The following is a 25,180-nucleotide window of genomic DNA, read 5'->3' as shown; positions in this document are numbered from 1 at the left end:
CTTTCCTTTCTTTTTGAGCATAAAAAAAAGACTGTCTCACTTTTGAGACAGCCTCAATTTTTTCTCCCCAAAAAGGGAATCCGGGAAATGTGATGGGCTAAAATAAAAAAACCTTACTAAATGTAGTAAGGCTGTATATTAACTGATCAGGTCATCATTTTCTTCTTCGTGGTCATCTTCATTATCACTGAGGCTCCAGTAATTATTTTCTTCATCCTCAGATCCTATTTCTTCCATATCATCGTCGTCATCAGAACCGGGAACATCGAGATCCATTTCCATATCACCATAATCTTCATCATCAATTGGATTTCCGTCTCCATCCAATGAAATATGTTTTTCTTTGTTAAACATATCTTCATTCGGATTGTAATCCATTTGTTCTAATTTTCTATTTTGCTCATTGAGGTTATCTTCGGGTATCATAATCTTAGTATTTTTTATGTTTTATAAAGCAGAACAAAAATAATTCCAACATCTTTTTTATGAAAATTTTTAATAAGATTTTATCTTTTATCAATCGTATACTTCAGGATTCGCGCAATAAGGCATTTTTTCACCCCTGGAAAAAGCAATGATATTTTCTGCTGCCATCTTTGCCATTCCGGTTCTTGCTTCAATGGTTGCAGAACCGATATGGGGCAATACGCAGGCATTTGAAAGCCCTAGAAGTGAACTTTCCCTGGACATCGGTTCAGGATTTGTAACATCTAAACCTGCACCCCAGATCTGCTTTGAAACCAGAGCCTCATATAAATCTTTTTCGTTCTGAAAACCACCTCTTGCCGTATTGATGAAAATCGCATTGTCCTTCATCTTCTCAAAAACAGGTCCGTTAAAAAGCTCTTTCTGCTGTGGGGTAAAATTCGCATGAATGCTTAATACATCGGACTGTGCAATTAATTCTTCAAAAGAAACATAAGCTGCATTCAATTCTTTTTCCGCTTCTTCATTCCGATGGCGATTATGATAAATAATATTCATATCAAAAGCTTTCCGGGATTTTTTTGCCATTTCAAAACCAATTCTTCCGAGCCCCAAAATCCCTAAGGTTTTTCCGTATAATTCCTGGCCTAAAGCGTGCAGCGGATCAAAATGGCCCCAATTCCCGTCTTTTACTTTCTGAAAATTATAACTTGCTCTCCTTGCCACCGATTGCATTAATAGAAAAGCAACATCAGAAGTAGCTTTGCTTAAAACATCCGGTGTATTCCCAATTGGAATTCCCCTACGGTTGGCCTCTTTAATATCCACATGGTCAAAACCTACGGAATAAAGAGCAACTGCCTTTATATCAGGACATTGATCAAAGAAATCCTTATCATACCAGAATTCATTGCCGATACTTAAAATAGCATCGGTATTCTGACAATAAATCAGCCATTCTTCATGAGAAAGATTATCATGATCCGGAATGAAAACTTCCAGTCCGGCTTCCATTCCCGTTTCCGGTATTCTTTTATTTACAAATACTTTCATTATTTATTTTACTTAAAATTTTCGGAAATAAAAAACCTCACTCCTGCTAAAAAGTGAGGTTTTTTACTTTGCTATTAAAAATTATTGATTCTCATCCGAATTGTCTTTATTTTTCTCCCAGGCTTCAGAAGCCATTTCCTTAATCTCTTCCCAAACATCTTTCGCTGATTTTTGGGCATGAGCCATAAATCCCTGCTTCGTAGCTTCCTTGTTTTTACTTTTCATATCATTCAGATAATCCTTCACCTTTTGGGAATAACTTTCTGCATGGTATCCCGGATTATTATGCAGGTTTTTCTGAATATTACTAAAATCATGAGAAGATTTAAATCTATTCGTATCCATGACCATAAAATTTACGTGATTAGGTAATGAAATGCTTCAATTTCCGTTCCGAAAAATCACGTCAGTCTGTCATTTCAGATCTTAATTATCTCTCGGCCGGCCTCAGTAAAAGGATAGATTAAGATGATATAAATTGTCAATCTTTGCGATTAAAATTTACTTTAATCTGATCAACTGTCCTTTCCTTTTGACTATATTTTTATAATCCCACTGGATATTTCTGGATTTTTCCAGCCATCTTTTCAGATTATCTTCATTAATTTCCTGAACTGAAGTATATCTTTTTTCTGCGGCTTTAAACGTTCCTTCCACTTTAAGCTCTTCTTCATCAAAAGACTGTCCGCTCCAGAAAAGTAGTCTCACGGAGTCTTTCAGCTTACTGTAACCCGCAACCGGATTTCCTTCCAGAAACCATACTGGATGCCGGTGCCAGATTTTATTTTCCGCATCATCCAGCTCACGATCGATTATTGTGGAAAGTAAGCGGCAGATTTCTCTATCAGACTCAGCCTGCATTTCATTATAATCGGTAATATCGGGATTTATCATGGTTATTGATTGGTATTATTAAGCATCGGAACAAATTTGTAGGCTCCGAATTCTTCTTTTTCAATTTCCGTAGGAGAAATTTTTGTGAACCTGTATAAAACCTGTTCATCGGTGGGCCCCAATGGAATCACCATTTTTCCACCTACTTTTAACTGTTTTAATAATTCTGTAGGTAAAACGGAGGCTCCGCAGGTTACAATAATCTTATCAAACGGAGCGAAAGTAGGTAATCCTGCAAAACCATCCCCAAAACTCTGAAATTTTGGGAACAGGTGCATTTCCCTGAATTTTTTCTTTGAAAAATCAAACAGATCTTTCTGTCTTTCCACGGTATATACCAAAGCTTTCATTGCCAGTAAAACAGCCGTCTGATAACCGCAACCCGTTCCGATTTCAAGTACTTTTTCTCCTGGTTTCACCCGTAAAAGTTCGGATTGTTCTGCTACTGTCGACGGATGAGAAATAGTTTGATGGGCCAGAATCGGAAAGGCACGGTCTTCATAGGCAAAATCTTCAAAAATACTTTCGATGAATAGATGTCTCGGGACTTCATTCATTGCTGAAAGTACGCTTTCATCTGAAATCCCGATTTTATACCGGAGATAATCCACCAAAATCTTTCTTTTTCCTTTATGTACAAACGTATCTTGCATCTCACAAAAATAAGAAATTAGAAGTTAAATTTCAGGTATTAGATTAAAGAATTATTTACAAAAATCTAACTTCTAGCATCTAAAATCTAACTTCTTTCTTATCTTTACAAAAATTAAAAAAAGCTATGTTGAAAGCAGGTTTGGTAGGTGCCGGACATTTGGGAAAAATACATTTAAAGCTTCTCAATCAATCGGATAAATATGAATTCGTGGGTTTTCATGATAAAGATGCAGAAAACGGAAGAAAGCTGGAAACCGAATTCGGTTACAAATATTTTGAAAATTTTGATGATCTTCTGGATCAGATCGATATGCTGGATATCGTAACACCCACTCTTTATCATTATGATTACGCTTTAAAAGCCATCCAGAAAGGACTTCATTTTTTCATCGAAAAGCCCGTTACCCAGACCTTGCAGCAAGCAGAGGAAATTCTTTATAAATGCCGTGAAAATAGGATCAAAGCACAGGTAGGACATGTTGAAAGATACAATCCTGCATTTATGGCAACCAAGGAATATATTAAGGACCCTATGTTTATTGAGATCCACAGGCTCGCAGAATTCAATCCGCGTGGAACTGATGTTTCCGTCGTGCTGGATTTAATGATTCACGATCTGGATATTTTATTAAGCATTGTGAAATCTAAAGTTAAAAACATTCATGCCAGCGGTGTTTGTGTAGTAAGTAAAACTCCGGATATTTCCAATGCAAGAATAGAATTTGAAAACGGATGTGTTGCCAATCTTACCACTTCAAGAATTTCAATGAAGGCTATGAGAAAAAGCCGTTTTTTCCAGAAAGATGCTTATATTTCTGTAGATTTTCTTGAAAAAAAGGCGGAAGTTATCCGTATGAAAGATGCTCCTGAGAATCCAACTCCATTTGATATGATCATCGAAAATGCAGATGGTGAAAAGAATCAGATTTTATTTGAATATCCGAATATCCAGCCCAATAATGCAATTCTGGATGAGTTAAACTCTTTTGCAGACGCCATTACTGAAGGTAAAAATGTGGAAGTTTCCCTGGAAGACGGAACAGAAGCCTTGAAAATAGCACTGGAAATTATGAAACTGATTACTAAATAATTAAGAAATAAAAGTAAATATCTTTGAATCTTAAGGAATTTGAAGGGATTAGGTTAAGTGAAGCAAGCTTCATCTTCTTAACAGCTTAATTAATTCTTAATGGTTCAAACTCCATCAATATTAAATTTCATTTCCTCTCTGAATATTTTTTCATCCGGAGAGGAATTTTAATTTTTATTCAATAATTTTTAAATATATTTGTGATTACCTAAAAAAAGTAATTCTTAAAACAATCTCCTAATATTTTAAAATCAAAACTATGAAAAGAGCCATTCTATTATCCGCAGTTTTATTGTCTCAATTTGGGACATCTCAATTACTGAAAACAAATGGTCAAAAAATCGTGAATGATAAAGGTGAAAATATTCAGCTTAAAGGTCTCGGTTTGGGAGGATGGATGCTGCAGGAAGGGTATATGCTGAAAACAGCAGATTTTGCAGGCCCACAATATAAAATCAAGCAAAAGATTGCAGAGCTGATCGGTGAAGACGGCATGAATGAATTTTATAAAGCTTATCTGAAAAACGGCATTACAAAACAGGATATTGATTTTCTCGCAAAATCAGGCTTCAATTCTATCAGGCTGCCGATGCACTACAACCTTTACACTCTGCCAATTGAAAAGGAGCCTGTAAAAGGTAAAAATACATGGCTGGAAGAAGGTTTTAAAATGACAGATGATTTGCTGAAATGGTGTGCCGACAACAAGATCTATCTGATTCTTGATCTTCATGCTGCGCCTGGTGGTCAGGGAAATGATGTCAATATTTCTGATAATGACAAATCAAAGCCTTCTCTTTGGGAAAGTGAGGAAAACCAGAAAAAAACAATTGCCCTCTGGAAAAAACTGGCAGAAAGATATAAGAACGAGCCATGGATTGGCGGCTATGATCTGATTAATGAGCCGAATATCAATTTCACCGGGAAAAATCCGAACGGTACCGACGAAATGTCGAATGCCCCACTCTGGAAATTACAGAAGGAAATTACTGCAGCCATCAGAGAAGCAGACCAGAAGCACATTATCATTATTGAAGGAAACGGCTGGGGAAACAATTATAACGGTTTGATCCCGATCTGGGATAACAATATGGTATTCAGCTTCCATAAATACTGGAATAATAATGATGATGCAACACTGAAAAACGCATTGGATTTAAGAGAGAAGCACCATATGCCGATCTGGCTCGGAGAAACGGGAGAAAACTCGAATGTATGGTTTACAGAGCTTATTCAGCTGCTTAATAAGCATAATATAGGATATGCATTCTGGCCGATGAAGAAAATCGATAATACCGCAGGGGTTACCAGCGTAAAAATCACTCCCGAATACCAGAAATTACTGGATTACTGGAAAAACGGCGGCGAAAAACCTTCAAAAGATTTCGCTTATAAAGCTTTAATGAAAATTGCGGACAATTATAAATTCAGCAAGGTAGAAATTAAAACGGATGTAGTGGATGCAATGTTCAGACAGGTAACCGATGATTCCACAAAACCTTTTAAAAATCATTTAGTTCCGGGAAAAATTTTTGCTACCGAATTTGATTTGGGAAGAATGGGCTCTGCTTACATGGATAAAGATTTTACCAACCTCTGGGTAAGTGATCCGGCTAAAAGATCTGAATGGAATGCCGGCCATCAGATGAGAAATGATGCAGTGGATATCTATGTATGCACTGATAAAATTACCAATCAGTATTACGTAGGAAAAACCGAAACCGGAGAATGGATTCAATATACGATCAATAGCAAAGCTGATAAGGCCTATACTTTTGATATAAGATATGCTGCCACCAGCGATTCAAAAATAAGAATTGAAGATACTTCAGGAAAACAACTGGCTAATGTTTCCCTAGCTTTCACAGGTGGAAATGAAAACTGGAAAACAGTTTCTGTCAAAAACGTCAGTCTGAAAAAAGGTGAAAATAAAATCAGGGTCGTTTTTGAAAATGACGGCGTCAACCTGAATTATTTTGAAGTAAAATAGTATTTGATACAAATTACAAATCCCTTTTAGATGCTAAAAGGGATTTTTTTTTAAATTTACGACTATGAAAAAAATAGGATTTCTTCTTGTTCTGATCTCAGGATTTACCTTTGCTCAAAACTCAGCACTTGACCAGAAAATCAATTCGATTATAAAAGATAAAAAAGGAACTGTGGGAGTTTCAGTCCTGGGTTTTGAAAATGAGTTTACATACAATAAAAACGGAGATAAAAAACTTCCGATGCAGAGTGTATTCAAATTCCATATTGCTGCTGCGGTGTTGGATTTTGTTGATAAAGGAAAACTCTCCCTGGATCAGAAAATATTTGTTAAAAAATCAGATCTGTTAGACAATACGTGGTCTCCCCTTCGTGAAAAATATCCTGCCGGGAATATTGAGCTTCCATTAAGTGAAATTATCGATTTTACCGTTGCACAAAGTGATAACAATGGCTGCGATATCCTTTTAAAATTAATCGGGGGAACTTCAACCGTTCAGAAATTCATGGATTCTAAAGGAGTGAAAGGCTTTCAGATCAAATTTAACGAAGAAGAGATGCATAAAGACTGGAATGCACAATATGAGAATTACTCCACCACGGGCTCTATTGTACAGGTATTGAAAAAATTCTATGACGGAAAACTTCTTTCGGGGAAATCTACTGAATATCTCATGAAAGTAATGCTCGGGACAAAAACGGGAACCAACAAACTGGTTGAGCAGTTACCCAAAGGGACACCTGTTGCCCATAAAACGGGGTCTTCAGGTAAAAATAAGGATGGATTAACCGGTGCTGAAAATGATATGGGGATTGTAACCCTACCTGATGGGAAACATTATGCAATTGCCGTATTTGTAAGCAATTCCACAGAAACTGATGCGATAAACTGCAAAATTATTTCTGATGTTTCAAAGACTGTCTGGGAATATTTTAATAAGTAATTTTTAAAGCTTAATTTTAAAGCCCAAAATCAATATGAAACAAACAGCTATTATATTCAGTATTTTCTATTCCACGTTCTTTTTCTCACAGAAGAATCAAAACTACCTGCAAATCGGTTATGCCAGCATCTGCTGTGGAACCCCGTCTACAGATCCTGTAATAAATTATGTAAAGAAGTTTCAGAAAAAAAATAAAATCAAAGCTCTTGAAATTTATGGACAAAGCGGATTGGGACGGGAAGGAGAATTCAATCTGTATATTGGTATTGATAAGCTTTCAAAAGTTCAGAAAAGCAGTTTTATCAAAGGGCTTCAGTCTGTGATAGGGTCACAAAATGGTAAAAGAAACCAAAGCAGGGACGGAATTGTTAATTTTGAAGAAGCAACCATCATCACAAAAGAGGATTTAGCAAAAGCAAGAAATTTAACTCTCTATAAAAAATAATTTAAGAAAATGATCAAAAACATTGTAGTTATTGGAGCCGGAACCATGGGAAATGGTATTGCACATACATTTGCACAAAGCGGATTTAACGTGAATCTGGTAGACGTATCCCAGGATGCTTTAGACAGAGGAATTAAAACCATTACCAATAACCTTGACAGAATAATTGCAAAAGGTAATCTTACAGAAGAGCAGAAAGCAGAAACTTTAGGAAATATTACCACTTTTACCGAGCTTAAAAATGCTGTAGGAACAGCTGATTTAATTGTGGAAGCTGCAACGGAAAACCAGGATTTAAAATTAAAAATCTTTGGTCAGATGGATGAATTCGCTCCTGAAAACTGTATTCTGGCCACCAATACTTCTTCTATTTCAATCACTAAAATCGCTTCTGCAACCAAAAGACCGGAAAAAGTAATCGGAATGCACTTTATGAACCCGGTTCCTATCATGAAACTGGTAGAAATCATTAAGGGATATTCTACTTCTAAGGAAACTTTTGACCAGATTTACGAAATGAGCAAAACATTAGGAAAAGTTCCTGTAGAGGTTAACGATTATCCTGGTTTTGTGGCAAACAGAATTTTAATGCCTATGATCAACGAATCTATTGAAACGCTTTACAACGGTGTTGCAGGTGTTGAAGAGATCGATACGGTAATGAAATTAGGAATGGCTCATCCAATGGGCCCTCTTCAGCTGGCAGATTTCATAGGACTTGATGTTTGTCTTGCTATCTTAAACGTGATGTATGACGGTTTCAAAAATCCTAAATACGCTCCAAATCCATTATTGGTTAATATGGTAATGGCCGGAAAACTGGGTGTAAAATCAGGGGAAGGGTTCTATGATTATTCTGAAATCAAAAAAGCGGAGAAAGTTTCAAAAATGTTTTTGAAATAGTTATAAGTTATGAGTTGTGAGTTATGAGTTATAAAGCTGCAACCTTAATGAAAAAAGAAAGAAATATTCAGATAATATTGGTCATCATTACTCTAGTGATGACCATTTTACGTTTTTTACTGAATGAAAAAGGCAGAGTAAGCCCTGATTCCATACGGTATATGAGGTTTGCACATGTTTTTCCCACCATTGATAATACAACAACTCCATTAGGATATCCCTTAAGCATAAAATTCTTTACACTTTTCGGGTTTGATGAGTTCTGGGGCAGTAAGGCTGTTGGGATTCTGGCTTTTCTTTTCATTGTTTTTTTCGCATGGAAAAAGAAGTTCTACCTGAGAGAATCTATCACTGTAAGTGCTTTATTCAGCTTTGTCTCTATTTATGCATTTACGATGAGTGAGGCGCTCACCCTTCCTTTTGTTTTCCTTTTCTTATATGTCTCAGACCAGATCATTAACGGAAATTTAGAAAAGCAAAGAGCCATATTCTATTTATCCCTTTCCTTAATTGCTTTGTATAATATCAGATACAGTGCCTTATTTTTTATTGGCGGAACAGGGCTTTACGGACTTATTTTCCTGAAAAGAAAGTATGCTGCCGTATTGATTATTTCTTCTGTTATCTGCGGTCTTTTTATCATTTTGTATAAGTTTTTATTTATTGATTATTTTAATGAAAACTATGTCAATCAGTTTCTCGAAATGGGATTGCATCCCACTTCACAATTGCTGACAGAACTTTTTCAGGGGTTAACGACTGCTTTTAATCCGTTCATTCATATGGCCAATCCGGGCGGAGGAATCATCAACTACGGGATTTATGGGATCGGTCTCCTGAATATTCTTTTTATTGTTTTTCTTTTCATCAGAAACAAGCTTTCAAATCCTGAATCTTTCTTTGTCTTTACAGGCGTTTTTGGAATTATCTGCTCTTATTTTATTCAATATTTTTATTCGGTAAATCCAATTGATTACCGATTGATTGCTCCGTTCAGTCTGCCGATCTGGCTGGTCTATTTCAGAAAACTATATAACATACTGGGTATTAAAGTAGTATATGCTATAGGTATTTTAAGCTTGGCATCGGGTTTTATTTTCACCTGGCTTTCAAAGGGAGATTACCTTGAAAACAGAAAAGAGATCAAACAGTTTTTACAATCTGAACATTTAAATGATGTTCCGTTGAAATTTTATCTGGAAAAAGCTGAAGATCTGGAAAAAATACAAATCGCAGAATTAATAAGTACTGTAAATGCTGATATAAGCATTACTTTTAAACCTAAAGATACCCTGCAAAGAACCACGCTCACAAGATATAAAGTTTTACAAAAAATTAAAATCGACAAGAACAAATATCAATAATTTTATTATCTTTGAGAAAGTTAAAACATTAAAAAAATGAAATTACCAAAGTTTTTATTAGCAGATAATTCGGAATTTCCAGAAGATTTATTCGTAGTTCATACAGAATATCCAAGATTTATCTTAAATGTGGAGGAGGAAGAAGTTGAGTGGTTGGATGATTTGGAAGGCGATGACGAAGAAACAATGGCAGATGAGGCTACTAAGGTTGTTGAAGCTGCTTTCAAATGGTGTGATGAAGAGTTAGCTAAATACGACGAAGAGGAAGAAGAATAAAACGAACGTTAACACAATAAAAAAAGGAACTCAGATCTGAGTTCCTTTTATTTTATTCAGTTTTATTGAATTTCAATAATAAAAGATTGTCTTTATACAATTCTAAAGTTGTACCAGAGATTACATATTTGTTGGCTTTCCCCATCATATCCATAAAATTCTGCTCCACACTGATGTTATCACACATCATTTTTGTAGATCCCATCTGTCCGGCCGAGAAATCACCTGTGGAAGGGTCTATTTTAGCAGTCCCGAAATAATTGTTACATCCTGCATTTCCATTGATTTTATCACCTTCAATATGTAAGGTCGGAACTTTTCCTTTTACATTATCAGCCAGCGTCCATTTTGTATTCGCTAGTGAAGGCTGTGATTTTCCTACTTTTGAAGCGGAAGCGCTCGACATTGTTCCACACGACGCCAAAACTGCTGCTGCACATACACTTAAAAAAAGATTTTTCATTTTTTTCTTTTTTGATTTGATCAAATTTACGGAAATTATATTATTTAAACGGTTTGGGATCAGTTTTATTATCTGCCAGGCTTTTAAAATAATTTAATTACCCATGAGCTTTTTAATAACAAAAGTCATAAAAATTTAATAAAATAGATTTTTTCCCGTCAACAGGAACGGGCTTTAGCCCGTTTTCAAATCAAATAAATTCATTCGGCTTTAGCCAAACCTTCAATAATTAATATTCCTTTTTTTTGCGATCTTAAGTTGAACTGAAGCCCGTTCCTATTAATCCGCTCACCATATTATTAAACATAAAAAAACGGGCTAAAGCCCGTTTCAATATAATATATATGATATAATCTTTATATTTTAAGATCTCAATTCCGCATTGAATTCTTTCTGGAAAGACTTCACCAAAGAATCCATTACTTCTGCAATTTCCTTTTCTTCCAGTGTTTTCTCTTCATTAAGAAGCTCAAAGCTCATCGCATAAGATTTCTTACCTTCCGGAAGGTTTTTCCCTTCATATACATCGAATAAATTGATGCTTTTAATGAACGGAGATTTATTCTTTTTAGCCGTTTGGTATAAATCCTGATAGTTGATGTTTTTGTCAATCAGCAAAGCTAAATCCCTTCTGATCCTATTGAATTTAGGGATATCCTTAAATTTCAATTCATTTTCATAACGTAATTCCTGAGCATATTCCAGCTCTATTTCCGCATAGAAACAATCCTGCTCAATATCAAAGTCTTTTAATAAAGCAGGAGCTATTTTTCCAATTCTTACCAGCGTTTTTCCATTCACTTCGTAAGCCAGGGCATCAGAAAATCTTTCGTCAGATAAAGCAACCTCTTTGTAATCTAAAGCCTGTCTTTCCAGTAAAACCTTCACATAAGCTTTCAGGTTATAGAAATCAGTAGCAGATTTTGGCTGTAACCAGTTTTCTGCAACATTTCTTCCTGAAACCAAGAGAGCTAATTGTTTTCTTTCTTCATACCGGGCCCTTTTATGGTAAATTTTACCAAATTCAAAGAATTTAATATCCTGGTTCTTTCTGTTGATATTGTAGATTGCATTTTGAAGAAGCCCTTCCAATAAAGATTTTCTCATAAATGCTAAATCATTGCTCAACGGATTCAGTAATTTTACGGCATCTGTTTCATCTTTCACAGAAGTAAGCGAATTATTCATTACTTCATTGAAACCTAAGCTCTGCAAAGTTCTCGCCCAGTTGTTTTCCAGTTCATCCTGATCATTCGCACTAAGCTTCACCGGAGTAAATGAAATCTTTTGCGGGGCATCAATCTTATTATAACCGTAGATTCTTAAAATTTCTTCGATAACGTCGATTTCTCTTGTAACATCCGCTCTGTAGGCAGGAACAGAAATTTCCAATCCGTTTTGGATTTCATTAAGGACTTTTATCTCAAGAGCTTTCAAAATTTCTTTTACTTTCTCCCTGTGAATTTTAGTTCCCAGAATCTGTTCAATTTTAGAGAATCTTATAATGACATAGCTGTCTTCGATTTTCGTCGGATATTCTTCCAGCAGGTCTCCTATCAATTTTCCTTCTGCCAATTCCTGAATCATTCTGATAGCATGGGTAATTGCCGTTCTAGTAATATTCGGGTCTACTCCTCTTTCAAACCTGAAAGATGCATCCGTATTCAGACCGTGGAATTTAGCACCCTTTCTCACCGCTACCGGGTTGAAATAAGCGCTTTCCAGGAAAATAGTTTTCGTCTCGTCCGAAACTCCTGAATGAGCACCGCCAAAAACCCCGGCAATACACATTGGATTATCTTTTCCGTCTTTGATCATGATTTCAGAACCGTTCAGGGTTCTTTCAACACCATCCAGAGTGGTAAATTTAGTTCCTTCTTTTACCGTTCCCACCTTTACTTTTTTATCTGCAATTTTATCTGCATCAAAAGCATGAAGCGGTTGTCCGAAACCATGAAGAATATAATTCGTAATGTCTACAATATTGTTGATCGGACTTAATCCGATAGCTTCCAATCTGTTTTTTAACCAAACCGGAGATTCAGCCACTTTTACATCTTCAATGACAGCACCGATGTATCTCGGGCATAATTCAGCGTCTTCCACTTCTAAGGTAAAGTCGTGAGTTCCTTCACCGTTCAAGGCTTCAGAAGCCACTTTTTCAAATTCCGATTTCTGTTTGTTGGTTGAAAGAAAAGCATACAAATCTCTGGCTACGCCATAATGAGACATTGCATCAGTTCTGTTCGGTGTCAATCCGATTTCAAAAACATCATCGTTGGTTAATTCAAAATAATCTGCAAAATCTTTCCCGACTTCATATTTGGTTTCATCTAAAACCATAATTCCACCATGATCTTCGCTCAATCCTAATTCGTCTTCAGCACAGATCATTCCCTGTGAAACCTCTCCTCTGATTTTTGCTTCCCTGATCTCAAAAAAGTTCCCGGTTTTGTCATAGATTTTTGTTCCAACAACTGCAACAGGAACGGTTTGCCCTGCCTCTACATTCGGAGCACCACAAACAATGTTTAACACCTTTCCGTTTCCTACCTCTACTGTTGTTTTCTTCAGTTTATCAGCATTCGGATGTTTTTCGCAGGTTAAAACCTTACCTACTACAATACCTTCCAAACTTCCCTTTACACTTTCAAATTTATCTATCCCTTCTACCTCAAGACCTATATCTGTAAGGAACTCCCCGATTCTTTCAGGCTTCAATTCCGTTTTTATATAATCTTTCAGCCAGTTATTTGATATCTTCATCCGTTTATTTTGAAAATTTTATTTTGAATTTTGTGCGATTTTTACTGCACATTTTTTTCCGTACAAATGTCGTGTTTTTTTGAGAAACAGCGAAATTTTGAAGGTTAATACTTTGTTGTTTTTGTATGTTTTCCATGTTTTTTCTTCTAACGATTCCCTATAAAAAATCAGTCAGATACCAGGAAAACATTTTTAAATCAATAGTTTTTTGAATATGTTTTTTTCTCTGAAACAAATTCTGTTTTACTGCCATTACCTGTTCTGAAAAGGGTCTTAAGGGTTGTTCTTAATTTATCTCCTTTTGAATCGGAAAGATACGTTACGAAATGTAAATGGGGTCCGTTGCTCCAACCTGTATTTCCACTCAACCCTATTATATCGCCTTTTTTCACCTGATCTCCGATATTCACCAGTACTCCGTTTTGTTTCAGGTGATAATACTGGGCAAACGTTCCGTCCGGATGCAAAATGGTAATATAATTGGCCTGATTAGCACAGTTTATCTCAGCACAACCTGAATTATTATGCTTAACCAGATCAACCACAAGACCTTCCCTGGCGGCCAGAATTTCAGTGCCTTCGGGCATAGAAAAATCAATAGAATTTTCGTTCTGATGGGAAAATTTTCCATTATACCCCTGATACACATTAAAAGATTTCCCTTTTGGAAAAGGAAGATCATATACATATCCGGAATCATAGGTCTTTAAAGTAATGTCTCCTATATAGATCAGATAACCCGGCATTTTTTTCACTGCCCATCTTTTTGTTTTATCATTAACTACAAAATAAGCTATTTTGTTTTTCAGTGATTTTGAGGGCAATACCTGAGTCATCTTAAAAGCTTCAGGCTTATTCATATTTTCCAATTCCGGTTGGGCTGAAAATACAAAAGATACAGGAAAAAGTTCCTGATTGTCGGCATAATATGTAATTGTATCTCTATTCTTCTCGTAATATATTCTGGTGTTTTTTTGAGAAAACAGAATGATAAACTGAAATAAGAATGATACAAAAAATATTTTTTTCATATTGAACTGATTCAAAATTAACGCATTAAAAAAGAGACTGAAAAAAATCAATCTCTTTTTTATTATTTAGTTTTAATATTATAATCCGATTACCGGCATTGATAACATTAAGATATTTTCATTTTCTTCAAGACCATCAAGAGGCTCAATGATTCCGGGCCTGTTGGGTTGTGACATTTTCATGGTAATATCATCAGAACCAAGAACCGTCAGCATTTCAGTTAAAAATTTAGAACTGAATCCGATATTGATATCTTCTCCGTTATAGTCACAAGGAATCTGCATATCTGCTTTGTTTGCATATTCCGTATCTTCTGCATGAAGGTGAAGGATGTTGGCAGACAGTTTGAATCTTACCTGATTGGTCGATTTGTTAGACATGATCGATGCTCTTTTGATAGCTCCCAATAACAGGTTTCTGTTAATCGTCAGCACATTCGGGTTTTCTTTTGGAATTACTGCTGTATAGTTAGGATACTTTCCGTCGATCAGCCTGCAGATCCAGATATGCTTATCAAAAGTAAATTTAGCCATATTCTCATTGAAATCGATGCTTACATCGTCGTTTGAGCTTGCTAAAATATTTTTGAAAATATTCAGAGGTTTTTTAGGCATGATGAATTCCATAGGTTCAGCATTCATCAGGTCTGTTCTTTTATACACAACCAGTCTGTGGGAATCTGTAGAAACGAAGTTGGTTTCATTTTCTCCAAACTGGAACAGCACTCCTGTCATTACCGGGCGAAGGGAGTCGTTGCTTGTTGCAAAAAGGGTATTGGTTAATGCTTCAGATAAAACACCCGCTGGCATTGTCACATTTTGCGAAGCATCAAATTCCGGTAGCTCCGGGTAATCATCTGCGTTATCCAATGCTACTGCGAAATTATCTTTTTCATCTAAAATCTCAAGCTGGCTTCCTGTACCTTCTGCATTATCTTTCACAGACAACGTTAAAGGCTGTTCACCATAAGTTTTGATAAAATCCTGAAAAATCTTAGCAGGAACAGCAAACTTACCCGAATCATCAGACTTCACTTCCAGAGAAGTTACAAGCGTTGTTTCGCCATCAGATGCTGTAATGGTAACATTATTTTCGTTTAACTCAAAAAGATAGTTTTCTAAAATAGGTCTCGACTGAGAACTTGATATTACGCCACTTACAGTTTGCAAAGCCTTCTGCAGTTCACCACTTGAAATAATAAATTTCATAGATTTAAAAATAAATTTTTACAAATATAATAAATAGAAAATAGATTAAAAAATATAATCCTGTGAGTTATTAACAACCATCAAAAGATTTTCAAAACCATTTCCAGTTCCGTTTTTGATGACCGGATCATCATAACGGATTAAAGATAGGGATTTTCTTTAAGCAATTAATTATATTTGTAAATAATCTTTTTGTCATGCGAAAACCACCCATTCATCAAAGTTTTTTCAATGCTTTCCGAGGTGTTTTTTTGATGATCAAAACAGAAAGGAATTTCCGGATAGAAGCTGCTGCTTTTCTGATCAATCTTTTTTTAATTTTTTATTTGAAGCTTTCCGCTACTGATACCTCGCTTATTCTTATTGTCTCTTTTGGTGTTTTAAGTGCTGAAATTTTCAATACGGCTATTGAAAAGATCTGTGATATAATACAACCCGATTTTGACAAAAGGATTGGCTTTATTAAAGATATCTCGGCGGGAGCCACTTTGCTGATGACCATTGCTTCGGTTGCTGTGGGGATTATTGTTTACTGGAAATATATTTTCACTGTTTTTCCTGCTTGAGAATAGGTTGGGCTAAAGCCAATGGATATATAAAAACAAGCAAACGGGCTCAAGCCCGTTTCTATTGATATAAACTGTAAATATTATTTTGTGCTAATTATGTTTAAAAGTCATTTCCCAACATAAATAAATCCTTTCTTTCCCGACTTAAAAACAGTCTCAATTCTTTTATAATCATTCACTTCGTATTTATCAGCCTGAAGAATTTCCCTATCTGTAACTTCAAACAGAACGCCTTCGACCTCATCTTCCCTATCTCCGGAAAATTCTAAAATGGGATGGTATTTCTGGCTGCTTTTTCTTAAAACTTCCGGATCGGTAATTTCGAGCATTTTAAGTTTATAACCTGTTAAAAGATCTTTTTCACCATTCAGCAGCCTTCCGAATGTTTCCCTCTGAACATCTTCTTTCTGCAAAGTCCCGTATGAAAATAAATAAGGCATTATAAATATTTTTCAATGATTGGAATCGCAATTTCAGCCATCATTCCGTATCCCTTTTCATTGGGATGTACGCCATCGCCTGAAAGCAGGATTTCTTTGTCTTTTAAAAATGCTGAATAGAAATCAATATACATCAGTGAATTTTCAGCTGCAATATTTTTGAGAATCTGATTGTATTGCAAAACATCTTCACTTATTCTCAACTTTCCGGAAGCCGTTACCACTTTGTCAATTTTTTCAGAGAATGGGAGTATACTGACCAGATAAATGTCGTCTGAAAACTGTTTTGCCGTCTGAACTGCAGATTGGACATTGTTTTTAAACTGGTCAGGGTTTACCATCTGAATTCCGTCTTTTATAGCTAAATCATTGGCTCCGTATCCTATGAAAACGATGTTTCCTTCTGCCGAATTCCTTGCACTTAATTCATGAGGGATTCTTTTCAACAAACCATCGGTTGTTTCGCCTCCGATTCCAAGATTGAAAAGGATCAGCTCATCACTTCCTTCGTGAAATTTCTGCAAAGAATATCTTTTCAGAATATCTACCCAACCGCCAAAAACCCTATCGTATTCGCCGTATGTGATACTGTCACCGAAGAATAAACCATATCTTATTTTCTTCATTTTAAACTATTTTACTGAAATATTTTGAAACATTGAGCAATTAAGATAAATTAGAATCATAGCTGAAAATTATTATTTAAGCAATGGAATTATGTATTCCAGCCAGCTTAATTTAACTTAAAACCTTCATTAATCTTAATAGTTTCAATTTTCAATCTAAAATCAGTGTTATATTTTTATGATCTTCTATAATTTCTATTAAAATATCAAATAACGTTTGTCCTTTTCCGGAAATTAATTCATCCAGTTTTTGCTGAATCAGTTCTATATTAAAAGGTTTCCCCTGTCTGATTTTTCTTTCGTAAAATTCACGGGTGGCATTGAATCCTAAATCACTTTTTGATTTCTGGGATTCTTTCCAGATTAATTCAACTTCCTGTCCGTTTTCAAATACACCAAAACCGCCGTATAAAATATCGTTGAATCCATCTAAAGTTCCGGCCTTCCAGCCTGCATTCTTCATAAGGATATTGGAAATTTCTTCGTAGAATTCGGTCAGATCAGAAAAATGACCGCCATTAATGACGATCATTTTCTTTTTATTGTTATTTGAAGTATTCGACTCCATTTTTAAAGATGTTATGATAATTCGCAGTTGGAATATTTTTCATAAGACCTTCGGCAAAACGTTCCGGATGCCCCATTCTACCGTAAATTTTTCCGCATGGGCTGGTAATTCCTTCAATTCCGAATAAAGAATTATTAGGGTTGAAAGGCATTCCGTGAGCGATATTCCCATCGAAATCGATGTATTGGGTCGCTATCTGTCCGTTTTCATAAAGCTTTTGAATTTCTGCTTCCGAAGCCATGAAACGGCCTTCCCCGTGAGAAATCGGAATGGTAAACACCTGGTCTTTCATTCCTTTCAACCATGGGCTTTCGTCATTCACCACTTTCACATTGACCATCTGGGAAATATGTCTTCTGATGGCATTATGAGCCAGTGTAGGAGAGTTTTCGTCTAAGTCTTTGATTCTTCCGTAAGGCAGCAATCCTGATTTCACCAATGCCTGGAAACCGTTACAGATCCCGATGATCATCCCGTCTCTGTCTAACAACTCATGGACAGCATTTTTCATTTTTTCGTTCTTCAAAACGTTTACAATGAATTTTGCAGAACCATCAGGTTCATCCCCGGCAGAGAATCCTCCTGAGAAAGCCAGAATCTGGGATTGTCTGATTTCTTCTACCCAGGCATCAATGCTTTCATCCAGCAACTGATGACTGATATTTTTAAGAGGCAGACTGCTTACCACAGCACCTTCTTTCCGGAATGCATTCAGTGTTTCGTATTCACAGTTTGTTCCCGGGAAAACCGGTGCAAATACTTTAGGCTGTGCGATCCCGTGTTTTTTAATGATAATATTTCTCGGATGGATCGAGTTTGATTTTTCATCCGGCTCAATCGTCAGCTTTTCTTTTTCAACCGTTGGGAAAAGGTTTTCAAATGTTCCTGTATAAGCAGACACAAGATCCAGGATGCTGGATTCAAGGCCATTTATTTTTAAAGCATTTGAATCTTTAACTTCTCCGATCAGCTGCAGGGATACTGAGCTTAATTCTTCTGTGGATTCAATAATTAGACTGCCGATATTTTTAGCCAACAAAACATTTTCGTCAACATTGATTTCAGCACCTAACCTGTTTCCGAAGCTCATTTTTGCTAAAGCTACGGCAACACCACCATCTTTAACGGTCTTCACAGAGGCAATCTTTCCTGTTTTGATATTCTCAAAAATGAAGCTGAAAATCTCTTTTAAAGTATTATAATCCGGAAGTCCGCTTTCCTGTGGAATATGATTGAAGAAATACAGTTTATTTCCTTCTTTTTTAAATTCAGGAGAGATGATATTTTTCTTTTCTCCGTTGGCACAGGCAAAAGAAATCAATGTCGGTGGCACGTTCAGATCCTGATACGTTCCACTCATTGAATCTTTTCCTCCGATAGCCGCTAAACCAAGATTAATCTGGGCATCATAAGCTCCCAGTAAAGAAGCTAAAGGTTTCCCCCATTTCTCAGGATTCTGGCCCAGTTTTTCAAAATATTCCTGGAAGCTCAGTCTGATATTTTTATAATCTCCACCCATTGCAACGATCTTAGCCACACTTTCCACTGCGGCATAAGCTGATCCCAGCAATGAGTTTTGTTTTGAAATTCCGGCATCAAATCCCCAGCTTGCCAAAGAAACCGTTTCAATATTTTTTGCTCCGATGACCGGCAATGTCTGAACACTTCCTTCCATCAAAGTCTGCTGAAATTTTCCACCTAAAGGCATCGCAACCGTAGTCGCACCAATAGATGAATCGAACATCTCCAGCAAGCCTTTTTGAGAGGCTACATTTTTATCACTTAAAATTTTCAGGAATTCTTCTTCAGAGAAAGGCTTATTGTCTGCTTTAACCTCCTCAAGGTGGGTAATTTCCACTTCCTGGCTTTTAGCACATCCGTTGGTATCTAAAAACGCTCTTGAAAGGTCAACAATCTTATCTCCTTTCCAGAACATCTGCATTCTTCCTGAATCTGTAACTTTTGCCACTTCTACCGCAACAATGTTTTCATCTTCACAATATTTGATAAACTGTTCTTTATCTTTCGGATCTACTACCACAGCCATTCTTTCCTGAGATTCCGAAATAGCAAGCTCGGTTCCGTTTAATCCTTCATATTTTAAGGGTAGAACATCAAGATTTACTTCTAAAGAATCTGCAATTTCTCCGATGGCTACAGACACCCCACCCGCTCCAAAGTCATTTGATTTTTTTATCAGCCGGGTTACTTCGGGGTTTCTGAACAGTCTCTGAATTTTACGTTCTTCAACGGCGTTTCCTTTCTGAACCTCCGAACTCATGGTATGAATAGAAGTTTCATCCTGTTCTTTTGAGCTTCCGCTTGCTCCACCAACTCCGTCACGACCCGTTGCACCACCTAAAATGATGATAGAATCTCCGTTTGCAGGCTTTTCACGTCTTACCCAATCTACAGGAACTGCTCCGGTAACGAAACCAACTTCCATTCTTTTTGCTTTATAGCCTTCATCATAGATTTCAGAAACCATGGTAGTCGCCAGACCGATCTGGTTACCGTATGAAGAGTATCCGTTGGCAGCCTGTTTTGTAATTGTTTTCTGAGGTAATTTCCCGGGTAAAGTCTGACCAACCGGTTCTAAAACATCAGCAGCACCAGTCAGCCTCATCGCCTGGAATACAAAGGATCTTCCGGATAAAGGGTCTCTGATTGCTCCGCCTAAACATGTTGAAGCTCCTCCGAAAGGTTCAATTTCCGTAGGATGGTTGTGGGTTTCGTTTTTGAATAGTAAATACCACGGTTCTTTTTTTCCATCATATTCAGCTTCAATCTGGATAGTACAGGCATTGATCTCATCGGAAACGACAAGGTTTTCCAGGTTACCTGTTTTATGGAAATACCTTCCGCAAACGGTTGCCAGGTCCATTAAGGAAATCGGCTTTAATTCACGGCCCAAGAATTTTCTTTTTTCTATATAATCATTGAAAATAGTTTCCAATGTATGCTTAAACTGTCCTTCAAACCGGATATCTGACAATTCCGTTTCAAAAGTCGTATGACGGCAGTGGTCACTCCAATAAGTGTCTAAAACTTTCAGTTCTGTTTCCGTAGGATTTCTCTGCTCTGTTTTAAAGTATTCCTGAATGAATTTTAAATCATCCAATCCTAATGCAAATCCGTGATTATTAAAGAAGCTTTCAAGCTCTGCATCATTAAAACTGATAAAATTTTCGTGAATGATAACTTTTGACGGAGTTTCTTCAGCAGGAATGTTTAACGTTGATAAATCTTTCTCCTGAGACTCCACTTTATTGATTAAAAGGTCTTTGATTTTTACTAAATCAGCTTCAGAAACGCCTTCGAATTCGATCAGCTTTCCACTTCTTACTTTAGACTTTTCATTTTCAGTCAGTAAAGCGATACACTGCTGTGCAGAATCGGCACGCTGATCATACTGGCCCGGCAAAAACTCCATGGCAAAATGAACAGATGCTGCAGGGTTTTCAGTGTGCAGAATATCAGTAACAGGGTCTACGAATGTACTGTTTACCACTTTTTCAAATTCACCGTCATTCAGGTTAAAAATATCATACACATTGTATACTTTCACATGGTTAACCGACGGAGCGACCGCTTTTACTTCATCAAAAATTTTTGGACTTTCTACATCGAAAATTCCTCTTTTTTCTACGAAAATTCTTTTGTTATTAGACATTAGATGCCAGATATTAAATATTATTAGACTTATTTACTTAATTTATTCGGATTATCCGGATGTTCCTTCTGAAACTGAATAGCGTTTTCCATTTGCTGTTTCAGCCATTTTTCAAAAGGGATTTTTTCATTTTCAAATTCCAGGGCCAGAACATTTTTACCATCTTCTGAAACTAAAAATTTAAAATCCGATATTCCTGCTTCTGCTTTTCTGTAATCATAGGCGTATACCTGATAAAATGGAAAATCATTTTTTGGCCTCTCAACAATCTCAAAGTATAATTTCTTTTGATTTTGAGATAATTCAGTATAATGATTAACATAATAGATCTCAGAAAGCTGTTTGTTTTGTTTTTCAAAAAACTGAAGAATATTCTTCTCTTTTTCGTTGTATGCAAATGGATATGGATAATGCTTTCCGTTTACCTCCACCTCTTTTTCCGATTTCTTTTCTATCGGCTGAACGATTTCACCTTTGAAATTCATCACGCCCCAGGTACCACCCACTATTGCTTTGTGTTCTTCCTCTGTTTTCTCCCAATCACAGCCGTCACAAAATGCAGCATAACCATAATTAAAAGGAGAAACAAAATCATGTTCGGGCTTTATGATCACGGTTCCGTTTCTGTCTGCAAAACCAACTTTTCCGTTTTTAACAAATCTTCTTACCCCTTCTGCAAAATAATCAGCTCCATTGTCATAAAAGAAAGGCCTGTACAGGAAATTTCCTTTTCTGTCATAAACGTATCCCCATGCATTTTTTTCTTTAACCTCATCTTTTTGGGGTCCATCAAAATAAATGGTATTTTCCTGAACCAATTCCCCATCCTTCAAATAGGAAAAAATTTTGAACTGAGCAGGAACAATGATTTTACCATCCTGGTTTTTTACACCAACCAAAGAATCTTTTGATTTAAAATACTTTAAAACTTCCTTTTTTTGTGAAAAGGAAAAAATGGGTATCAGTAAAATGAATACAAGTATTTTTTTCATATTTTTAATTTACTCATCTTTGCTAAGATCGGTTTTCTTTCTTGAATTTACAATAATATAATATTTTTGATTCACATTATAATCAATTGAATTCTCTTGTTTCCACTTTTGATAATCAGTATAGTTGAAACTATGATTTTCTGCGGGAGTCAATAAATAGTAATAACTTTCCATCAAAAATTCATCTATAAAACCCGCATTCCTGAGTTTTGTAAAGAATTCTACTAAATTAGTCGTTTCATATCCTCCCTTGCTTGACTTAGGATTTTTTTTCGTTTTATAATCTATAAAACCATTAATTCCTGCAATTTGATAATCTAAAAGAGTTCCGGGAATCCCAGCCGATCTTTCATATTTATTAATATTTTCGTGCAGCCATTTCAGTTTATTTGTTGCACTGCTCATAGTACTTCTTAACATCAAGGTATCGCGTAAAGCAGCAGGTGCATAAATAATATTTGAATATTTTGTTAACGGATTTTTTTCTACAATTTTTGTTGGTAACAGCTTACTTAAAAATTCATCCTGTTTTTTGTTCAGAAACAATGTATCATTCCCTTTTTGACTAATTTCTGAAATAAACATCCAAAATCCAGCATCATAAATCCTAACATTAATCAGCCTGTTGAGATGAGTAAAATAAGTACTGATTCCATTAAGCTTAAATTTCCCTTCCTTAAAAGTTATTGTTTTATTTATTTTTTCGCTCTCTTTAGGCGAATACCTTCGTTCATCAAAATTTTTATAATAATAATTCAGAAGCCTTTCTTCATCTACAAAACCGGGGACAATTTTAAACTGAAACAATGCATCATTATTTTTATTCTCATATTCTGCTGCAAAAACACTGTCATTTTTAGAATTTGTAAGCAATACCGTTCTGGAAAAATCCATCAGATTAGCCGGAGCCATAATTCCTGAAACTGTATGTTCAAAATCTTGACTAGATTTAATTTTCTTGTTTGGTTTTAAGCTTTGAGAAAATACAGTCAAAGGAAACAGAATCTGAATGATAAATAGTGAAAACTTCATGTAAATTACAAAAAAATGCAGCCGAAGCTGCATGTATTATACTTTAAGATCAGCCTCCAATCCTATCAGGTCTTTGTTTGCATCCAGAATCGGCTGAACTTCATTGCTGATGAATTCTTCCGTCTGAACCGGAGCAAACCCGATAAAGTTTTTGGGATCTAAAACTTCTTTTAATTTTGATTTATCCAGTTTTAAAGAATCGTCATTTAAGATCCTTTCAATCAGGTCGTTTTCTTTTCCTTCTTCTTTTACCTTTTTAGAAGCTTCCATAGAATGAACTCTGATCACTTCGTGGATTTCCTGACGGTCACCTCCTGCCTTCACTTCTTCCATGATGATGTATTCTGTCGCCATGAAAGGAAGCTCTTCCATAATGTGTTTGTTGATTCTGTTCGGATATACAACAATTCCGTTCATGATGTTGTTCCAGATCAATAGGATTGCATCAACCGCTAAAAACGCCTGGGGAATTGTTAATCTCTTATTGGCAGAATCGTCTAATGTTCTTTCAAACCATTGTGTTGAAGCTACCATTGCAGAACTTGTAGTCAAAGACATTACATATTTTGCCAATGCTCCTATTCTTTCGCTTCTCATTGGATTACGCTTATAAGCCATTGCTGATGAACCGATCTGGTTTTTCTCGAATGGCTCTTCAATCTCTTTCAAATTTTGAAGTAAACGTAAATCGTTCGTGAATTTATGGGCAGATTGGGCAATATTTCCTAATAAAGCAACCACTTTCGCATCTATTTTTCTGTCGTAAGTCTGTCCGGAAACTCCAAAAACCTTTTCGAAACCGAATCTTTTTGAAAGCTCTTTATCTAAATGTTTTACTTTGGAATAATCACCATTGAAAAGCTCAAGGAAACTTGCTGCAGTTCCTGTTGTACCTTTTACACCTCTGAAACGAAGTGTTTCAAGGAAGAAGTCTAATTCTTCGATGTCAAGAACCAAACTCTGTAACCAAAGTGTCGCTCTTTTTCCAACTGTTGTCAACTGAGCCGGTTGAAAATGTGTGAAACCTAAAGTCGGTAAATCTTTATATTGAATAGCAAAATCTGCTAAGTTCTTCATTACGTTAACCAACTTTTTCTTTAAAATTAAAAGTCCGTCGCGAATCTGAATTAAATCTGTATTGTCTCCTACAAACGCCGAAGTAGCTCCCAAATGAATGATTCCTTTTGCTGATGGTGCCACATCTCCATAGGTATGAACGTGAGCCATTACATCATGACGGAATTTTTTCTCATACTCAGCTGCTTTCTCATAATCGATATTTTCAGCATTAGCTTTCAACTCAGCGATCTGCTCGTCTGTAATTTCAAGTCCAAGGTCTTTTTCGATTTCAGCAAGAGCTATCCAAAGCTTTCTCCAATTCTGGAATTTGTTATTGTGTGAGAAGTTAAATAACATTTCTTCACTGGAGTAGCGCTCTTCCAATGGATTTTTGTAGGAATTCATTCTTTCTTATTACTTTTTAGATGTACAAAAATACGATTTTTCGTTGAGAGATGAAAATTGCAGATGCCGTTTTAAATTTTGGCTGAAGCCAGATGATTTTTGTTCTGTCTAAAACCTGTTATCCTATATATTCCATCCGCATATTATTTCAGGTTTTATAACCAAAATTTTAATTTATGAATTACTCCCAGGATTATAAAACGCTTTGTTTTGTTCTGAAATTCAGGTTTTGGAAACAGAATCCAATGTATTTAAAAAGAGGCTGTCTCAAAAGTGAGACAGTCTTTTTTTTATGCTCAAAAAGAAAGG

24 protein-coding genes are annotated in these 25,180 nt (G+C 36.0%); 8 read left to right on the top strand and 16 right to left on the bottom strand.

Annotated features, from left to right (window positions below):
* Window positions 1–138: 138 nt before the first annotated feature.
* The 5 genes from PMI13_RS16225 to PMI13_RS16205 all read right to left on the bottom strand — a co-directional run bounded on the left by PMI13_RS16225 (window position 139) and on the right by PMI13_RS16205 (window position 3,026).
* Window positions 139–426, bottom strand: coding sequence for a hypothetical protein (locus PMI13_RS16225; protein WP_007845686.1), 288 nt, complete (start codon window positions 424–426; stop codon window positions 139–141).
* Window positions 427–516: 90 nt separating this feature from the next.
* Entirely contained in the window at window positions 517–1,479 is a 963-nt protein-coding gene (locus tag PMI13_RS16220; RefSeq protein ID WP_007845685.1) for a 2-hydroxyacid dehydrogenase, read from the bottom strand.
* Between the two features lie 81 nt (window positions 1,480–1,560).
* Complete coding sequence (locus tag PMI13_RS16215; RefSeq protein WP_007845684.1) at window positions 1,561–1,824, bottom strand: hypothetical protein; 264 nt, start codon at window positions 1,822–1,824, stop codon at window positions 1,561–1,563.
* Between the two features lie 156 nt (window positions 1,825–1,980).
* Window positions 1,981–2,373, bottom strand: coding sequence for a DUF1801 domain-containing protein (locus tag PMI13_RS16210; RefSeq protein WP_007845683.1), 393 nt, complete (start codon window positions 2,371–2,373; stop codon window positions 1,981–1,983).
* Window positions 2,374–2,375: 2 nt separating this feature from the next.
* Window positions 2,376–3,026 (bottom strand): protein-L-isoaspartate(D-aspartate) O-methyltransferase, encoded by a 651-nt coding sequence (locus tag PMI13_RS16205; protein ID WP_007845682.1) that lies wholly within the window; start codon window positions 3,024–3,026, stop codon window positions 2,376–2,378.
* A gap of 125 nt (window positions 3,027–3,151) precedes the next feature.
* Here PMI13_RS16205 and PMI13_RS16200 point away from each other — a divergent pair, with 125 nt between their 5' ends.
* The 7 genes from PMI13_RS16200 (at window position 3,152) to PMI13_RS16170 (ending at window position 10,038) form a co-directional block, all read left to right on the top strand.
* Window positions 3,152–4,117, top strand: coding sequence for a Gfo/Idh/MocA family protein (locus PMI13_RS16200; RefSeq protein ID WP_007845681.1), 966 nt, complete (start codon window positions 3,152–3,154; stop codon window positions 4,115–4,117).
* 259 nt (window positions 4,118–4,376) lie between these two features.
* Window positions 4,377–6,107 carry a cellulase family glycosylhydrolase gene (locus PMI13_RS16195; RefSeq protein ID WP_007845680.1) on the top strand — a complete coding sequence of 577 codons (1,731 nt, stop codon included), beginning with the start codon at window positions 4,377–4,379 and terminating at the stop codon, window positions 6,105–6,107.
* Window positions 6,108–6,171: 64 nt separating this feature from the next.
* Window positions 6,172–7,050 carry a CGA/CIA family class A beta-lactamase gene (gene bla-A, locus PMI13_RS16190; protein WP_007845679.1) on the top strand — a complete coding sequence of 293 codons (879 nt, stop codon included), beginning with the start codon at window positions 6,172–6,174 and terminating at the stop codon, window positions 7,048–7,050.
* A gap of 34 nt (window positions 7,051–7,084) precedes the next feature.
* Window positions 7,085–7,495 carry a hypothetical protein gene (locus PMI13_RS16185; RefSeq protein WP_007845678.1) on the top strand — a complete coding sequence of 137 codons (411 nt, stop codon included), beginning with the start codon at window positions 7,085–7,087 and terminating at the stop codon, window positions 7,493–7,495.
* 12 nt (window positions 7,496–7,507) lie between these two features.
* Window positions 7,508–8,398 carry a 3-hydroxyacyl-CoA dehydrogenase family protein gene (locus PMI13_RS16180; protein ID WP_185096109.1) on the top strand — a complete coding sequence of 297 codons (891 nt, stop codon included), beginning with the start codon at window positions 7,508–7,510 and terminating at the stop codon, window positions 8,396–8,398.
* 47 nt (window positions 8,399–8,445) lie between these two features.
* On the top strand, window positions 8,446–9,762 hold the full coding sequence (locus PMI13_RS16175) for a hypothetical protein (RefSeq protein ID WP_007845676.1): 1,317 nt from the start codon (window positions 8,446–8,448) through the stop codon (window positions 9,760–9,762).
* A 36-nt stretch (window positions 9,763–9,798) separates the two neighbouring features.
* The gene (locus tag PMI13_RS16170) at window positions 9,799–10,038 is read left to right on the top strand and encodes a hypothetical protein (RefSeq protein ID WP_007845674.1); all 240 of its coding nucleotides are present in this window, start codon (window positions 9,799–9,801) and stop codon (window positions 10,036–10,038) included.
* Between the two features lie 52 nt (window positions 10,039–10,090).
* On the opposite strand, the gene PMI13_RS16165 is transcribed toward PMI13_RS16170, so the two are convergent.
* The 4 genes from PMI13_RS16165 to dnaN form a co-directional block, all read right to left on the bottom strand.
* Window positions 10,091–10,501, bottom strand: coding sequence for an META domain-containing protein (locus PMI13_RS16165; RefSeq protein WP_007845672.1), 411 nt, complete (start codon window positions 10,499–10,501; stop codon window positions 10,091–10,093).
* 363 nt (window positions 10,502–10,864) lie between these two features.
* On the bottom strand, window positions 10,865–13,267 hold the full coding sequence (pheT, locus tag PMI13_RS16160; RefSeq protein WP_007845670.1) for a phenylalanine--tRNA ligase subunit beta: 2,403 nt from the start codon (window positions 13,265–13,267) through the stop codon (window positions 10,865–10,867).
* 197 nt (window positions 13,268–13,464) lie between these two features.
* Entirely contained in the window at window positions 13,465–14,298 is an 834-nt protein-coding gene (locus tag PMI13_RS16155; protein WP_051957081.1) for a M23 family metallopeptidase, read from the bottom strand.
* Window positions 14,299–14,376: 78 nt separating this feature from the next.
* Window positions 14,377–15,507: a DNA polymerase III subunit beta gene (gene dnaN, locus PMI13_RS16150; RefSeq protein WP_007845665.1), complete on the bottom strand. Its 1,131-nt coding sequence runs from the start codon at window positions 15,505–15,507 to the stop codon at window positions 14,377–14,379.
* Between the two features lie 197 nt (window positions 15,508–15,704).
* Here dnaN and PMI13_RS16145 point away from each other — a divergent pair, with 197 nt between their 5' ends.
* Window positions 15,705–16,073 carry a diacylglycerol kinase gene (locus PMI13_RS16145; RefSeq protein ID WP_007845663.1) on the top strand — a complete coding sequence of 123 codons (369 nt, stop codon included), beginning with the start codon at window positions 15,705–15,707 and terminating at the stop codon, window positions 16,071–16,073.
* A 110-nt stretch (window positions 16,074–16,183) separates the two neighbouring features.
* Here the strand turns inward: PMI13_RS16145 and PMI13_RS16140 are convergent, their stop codons facing one another.
* The 7 genes from PMI13_RS16140 to purB all read right to left on the bottom strand — a co-directional run bounded on the left by PMI13_RS16140 (window position 16,184) and on the right by purB (window position 24,871).
* Complete coding sequence (locus tag PMI13_RS16140; protein ID WP_007845662.1) at window positions 16,184–16,516, bottom strand: gamma-glutamylcyclotransferase family protein; 333 nt, start codon at window positions 16,514–16,516, stop codon at window positions 16,184–16,186.
* On the bottom strand, window positions 16,516–17,142 hold the full coding sequence (locus PMI13_RS16135) for an SGNH/GDSL hydrolase family protein (protein WP_007845661.1): 627 nt from the start codon (window positions 17,140–17,142) through the stop codon (window positions 16,516–16,518). The genes PMI13_RS16140 and PMI13_RS16135 overlap by 1 nt, the downstream gene beginning before the upstream one ends.
* 151 nt (window positions 17,143–17,293) lie before the next feature.
* Window positions 17,294–17,710 carry a hypothetical protein gene (locus tag PMI13_RS16130; protein WP_007845660.1) on the bottom strand — a complete coding sequence of 139 codons (417 nt, stop codon included), beginning with the start codon at window positions 17,708–17,710 and terminating at the stop codon, window positions 17,294–17,296.
* Window positions 17,688–21,383 carry a phosphoribosylformylglycinamidine synthase gene (locus PMI13_RS16125; RefSeq protein WP_007845659.1) on the bottom strand — a complete coding sequence of 1,232 codons (3,696 nt, stop codon included), beginning with the start codon at window positions 21,381–21,383 and terminating at the stop codon, window positions 17,688–17,690. Before PMI13_RS16125 ends, PMI13_RS16130 begins: the two co-directional genes overlap by 23 nt.
* A gap of 29 nt (window positions 21,384–21,412) precedes the next feature.
* On the bottom strand, window positions 21,413–22,375 hold the full coding sequence (locus PMI13_RS16120; protein WP_007845658.1) for a WG repeat-containing protein: 963 nt from the start codon (window positions 22,373–22,375) through the stop codon (window positions 21,413–21,415).
* A gap of 9 nt (window positions 22,376–22,384) precedes the next feature.
* The gene (locus PMI13_RS16115) at window positions 22,385–23,407 is read right to left on the bottom strand and encodes a hypothetical protein (RefSeq protein ID WP_034670632.1); all 1,023 of its coding nucleotides are present in this window, start codon (window positions 23,405–23,407) and stop codon (window positions 22,385–22,387) included.
* 36 nt (window positions 23,408–23,443) lie between these two features.
* Window positions 23,444–24,871, bottom strand: a complete 1,428-nt coding sequence (gene purB, locus PMI13_RS16110; RefSeq protein ID WP_007845656.1) for an adenylosuccinate lyase — start codon at window positions 24,869–24,871, stop codon at window positions 23,444–23,446.
* Window positions 24,872–25,180 lie beyond the last annotated feature (309 nt).

Origin of the sequence: Chryseobacterium populi (assembly GCF_000282115.1) — a bacterium.
Taxonomy (GTDB): domain Bacteria; phylum Bacteroidota; class Bacteroidia; order Flavobacteriales; family Weeksellaceae; genus Chryseobacterium; species Chryseobacterium populi.
Note: the sequence above shows the minus strand (reverse complement) of the source record. Positions and strands in the feature narration are given on the sequence as shown.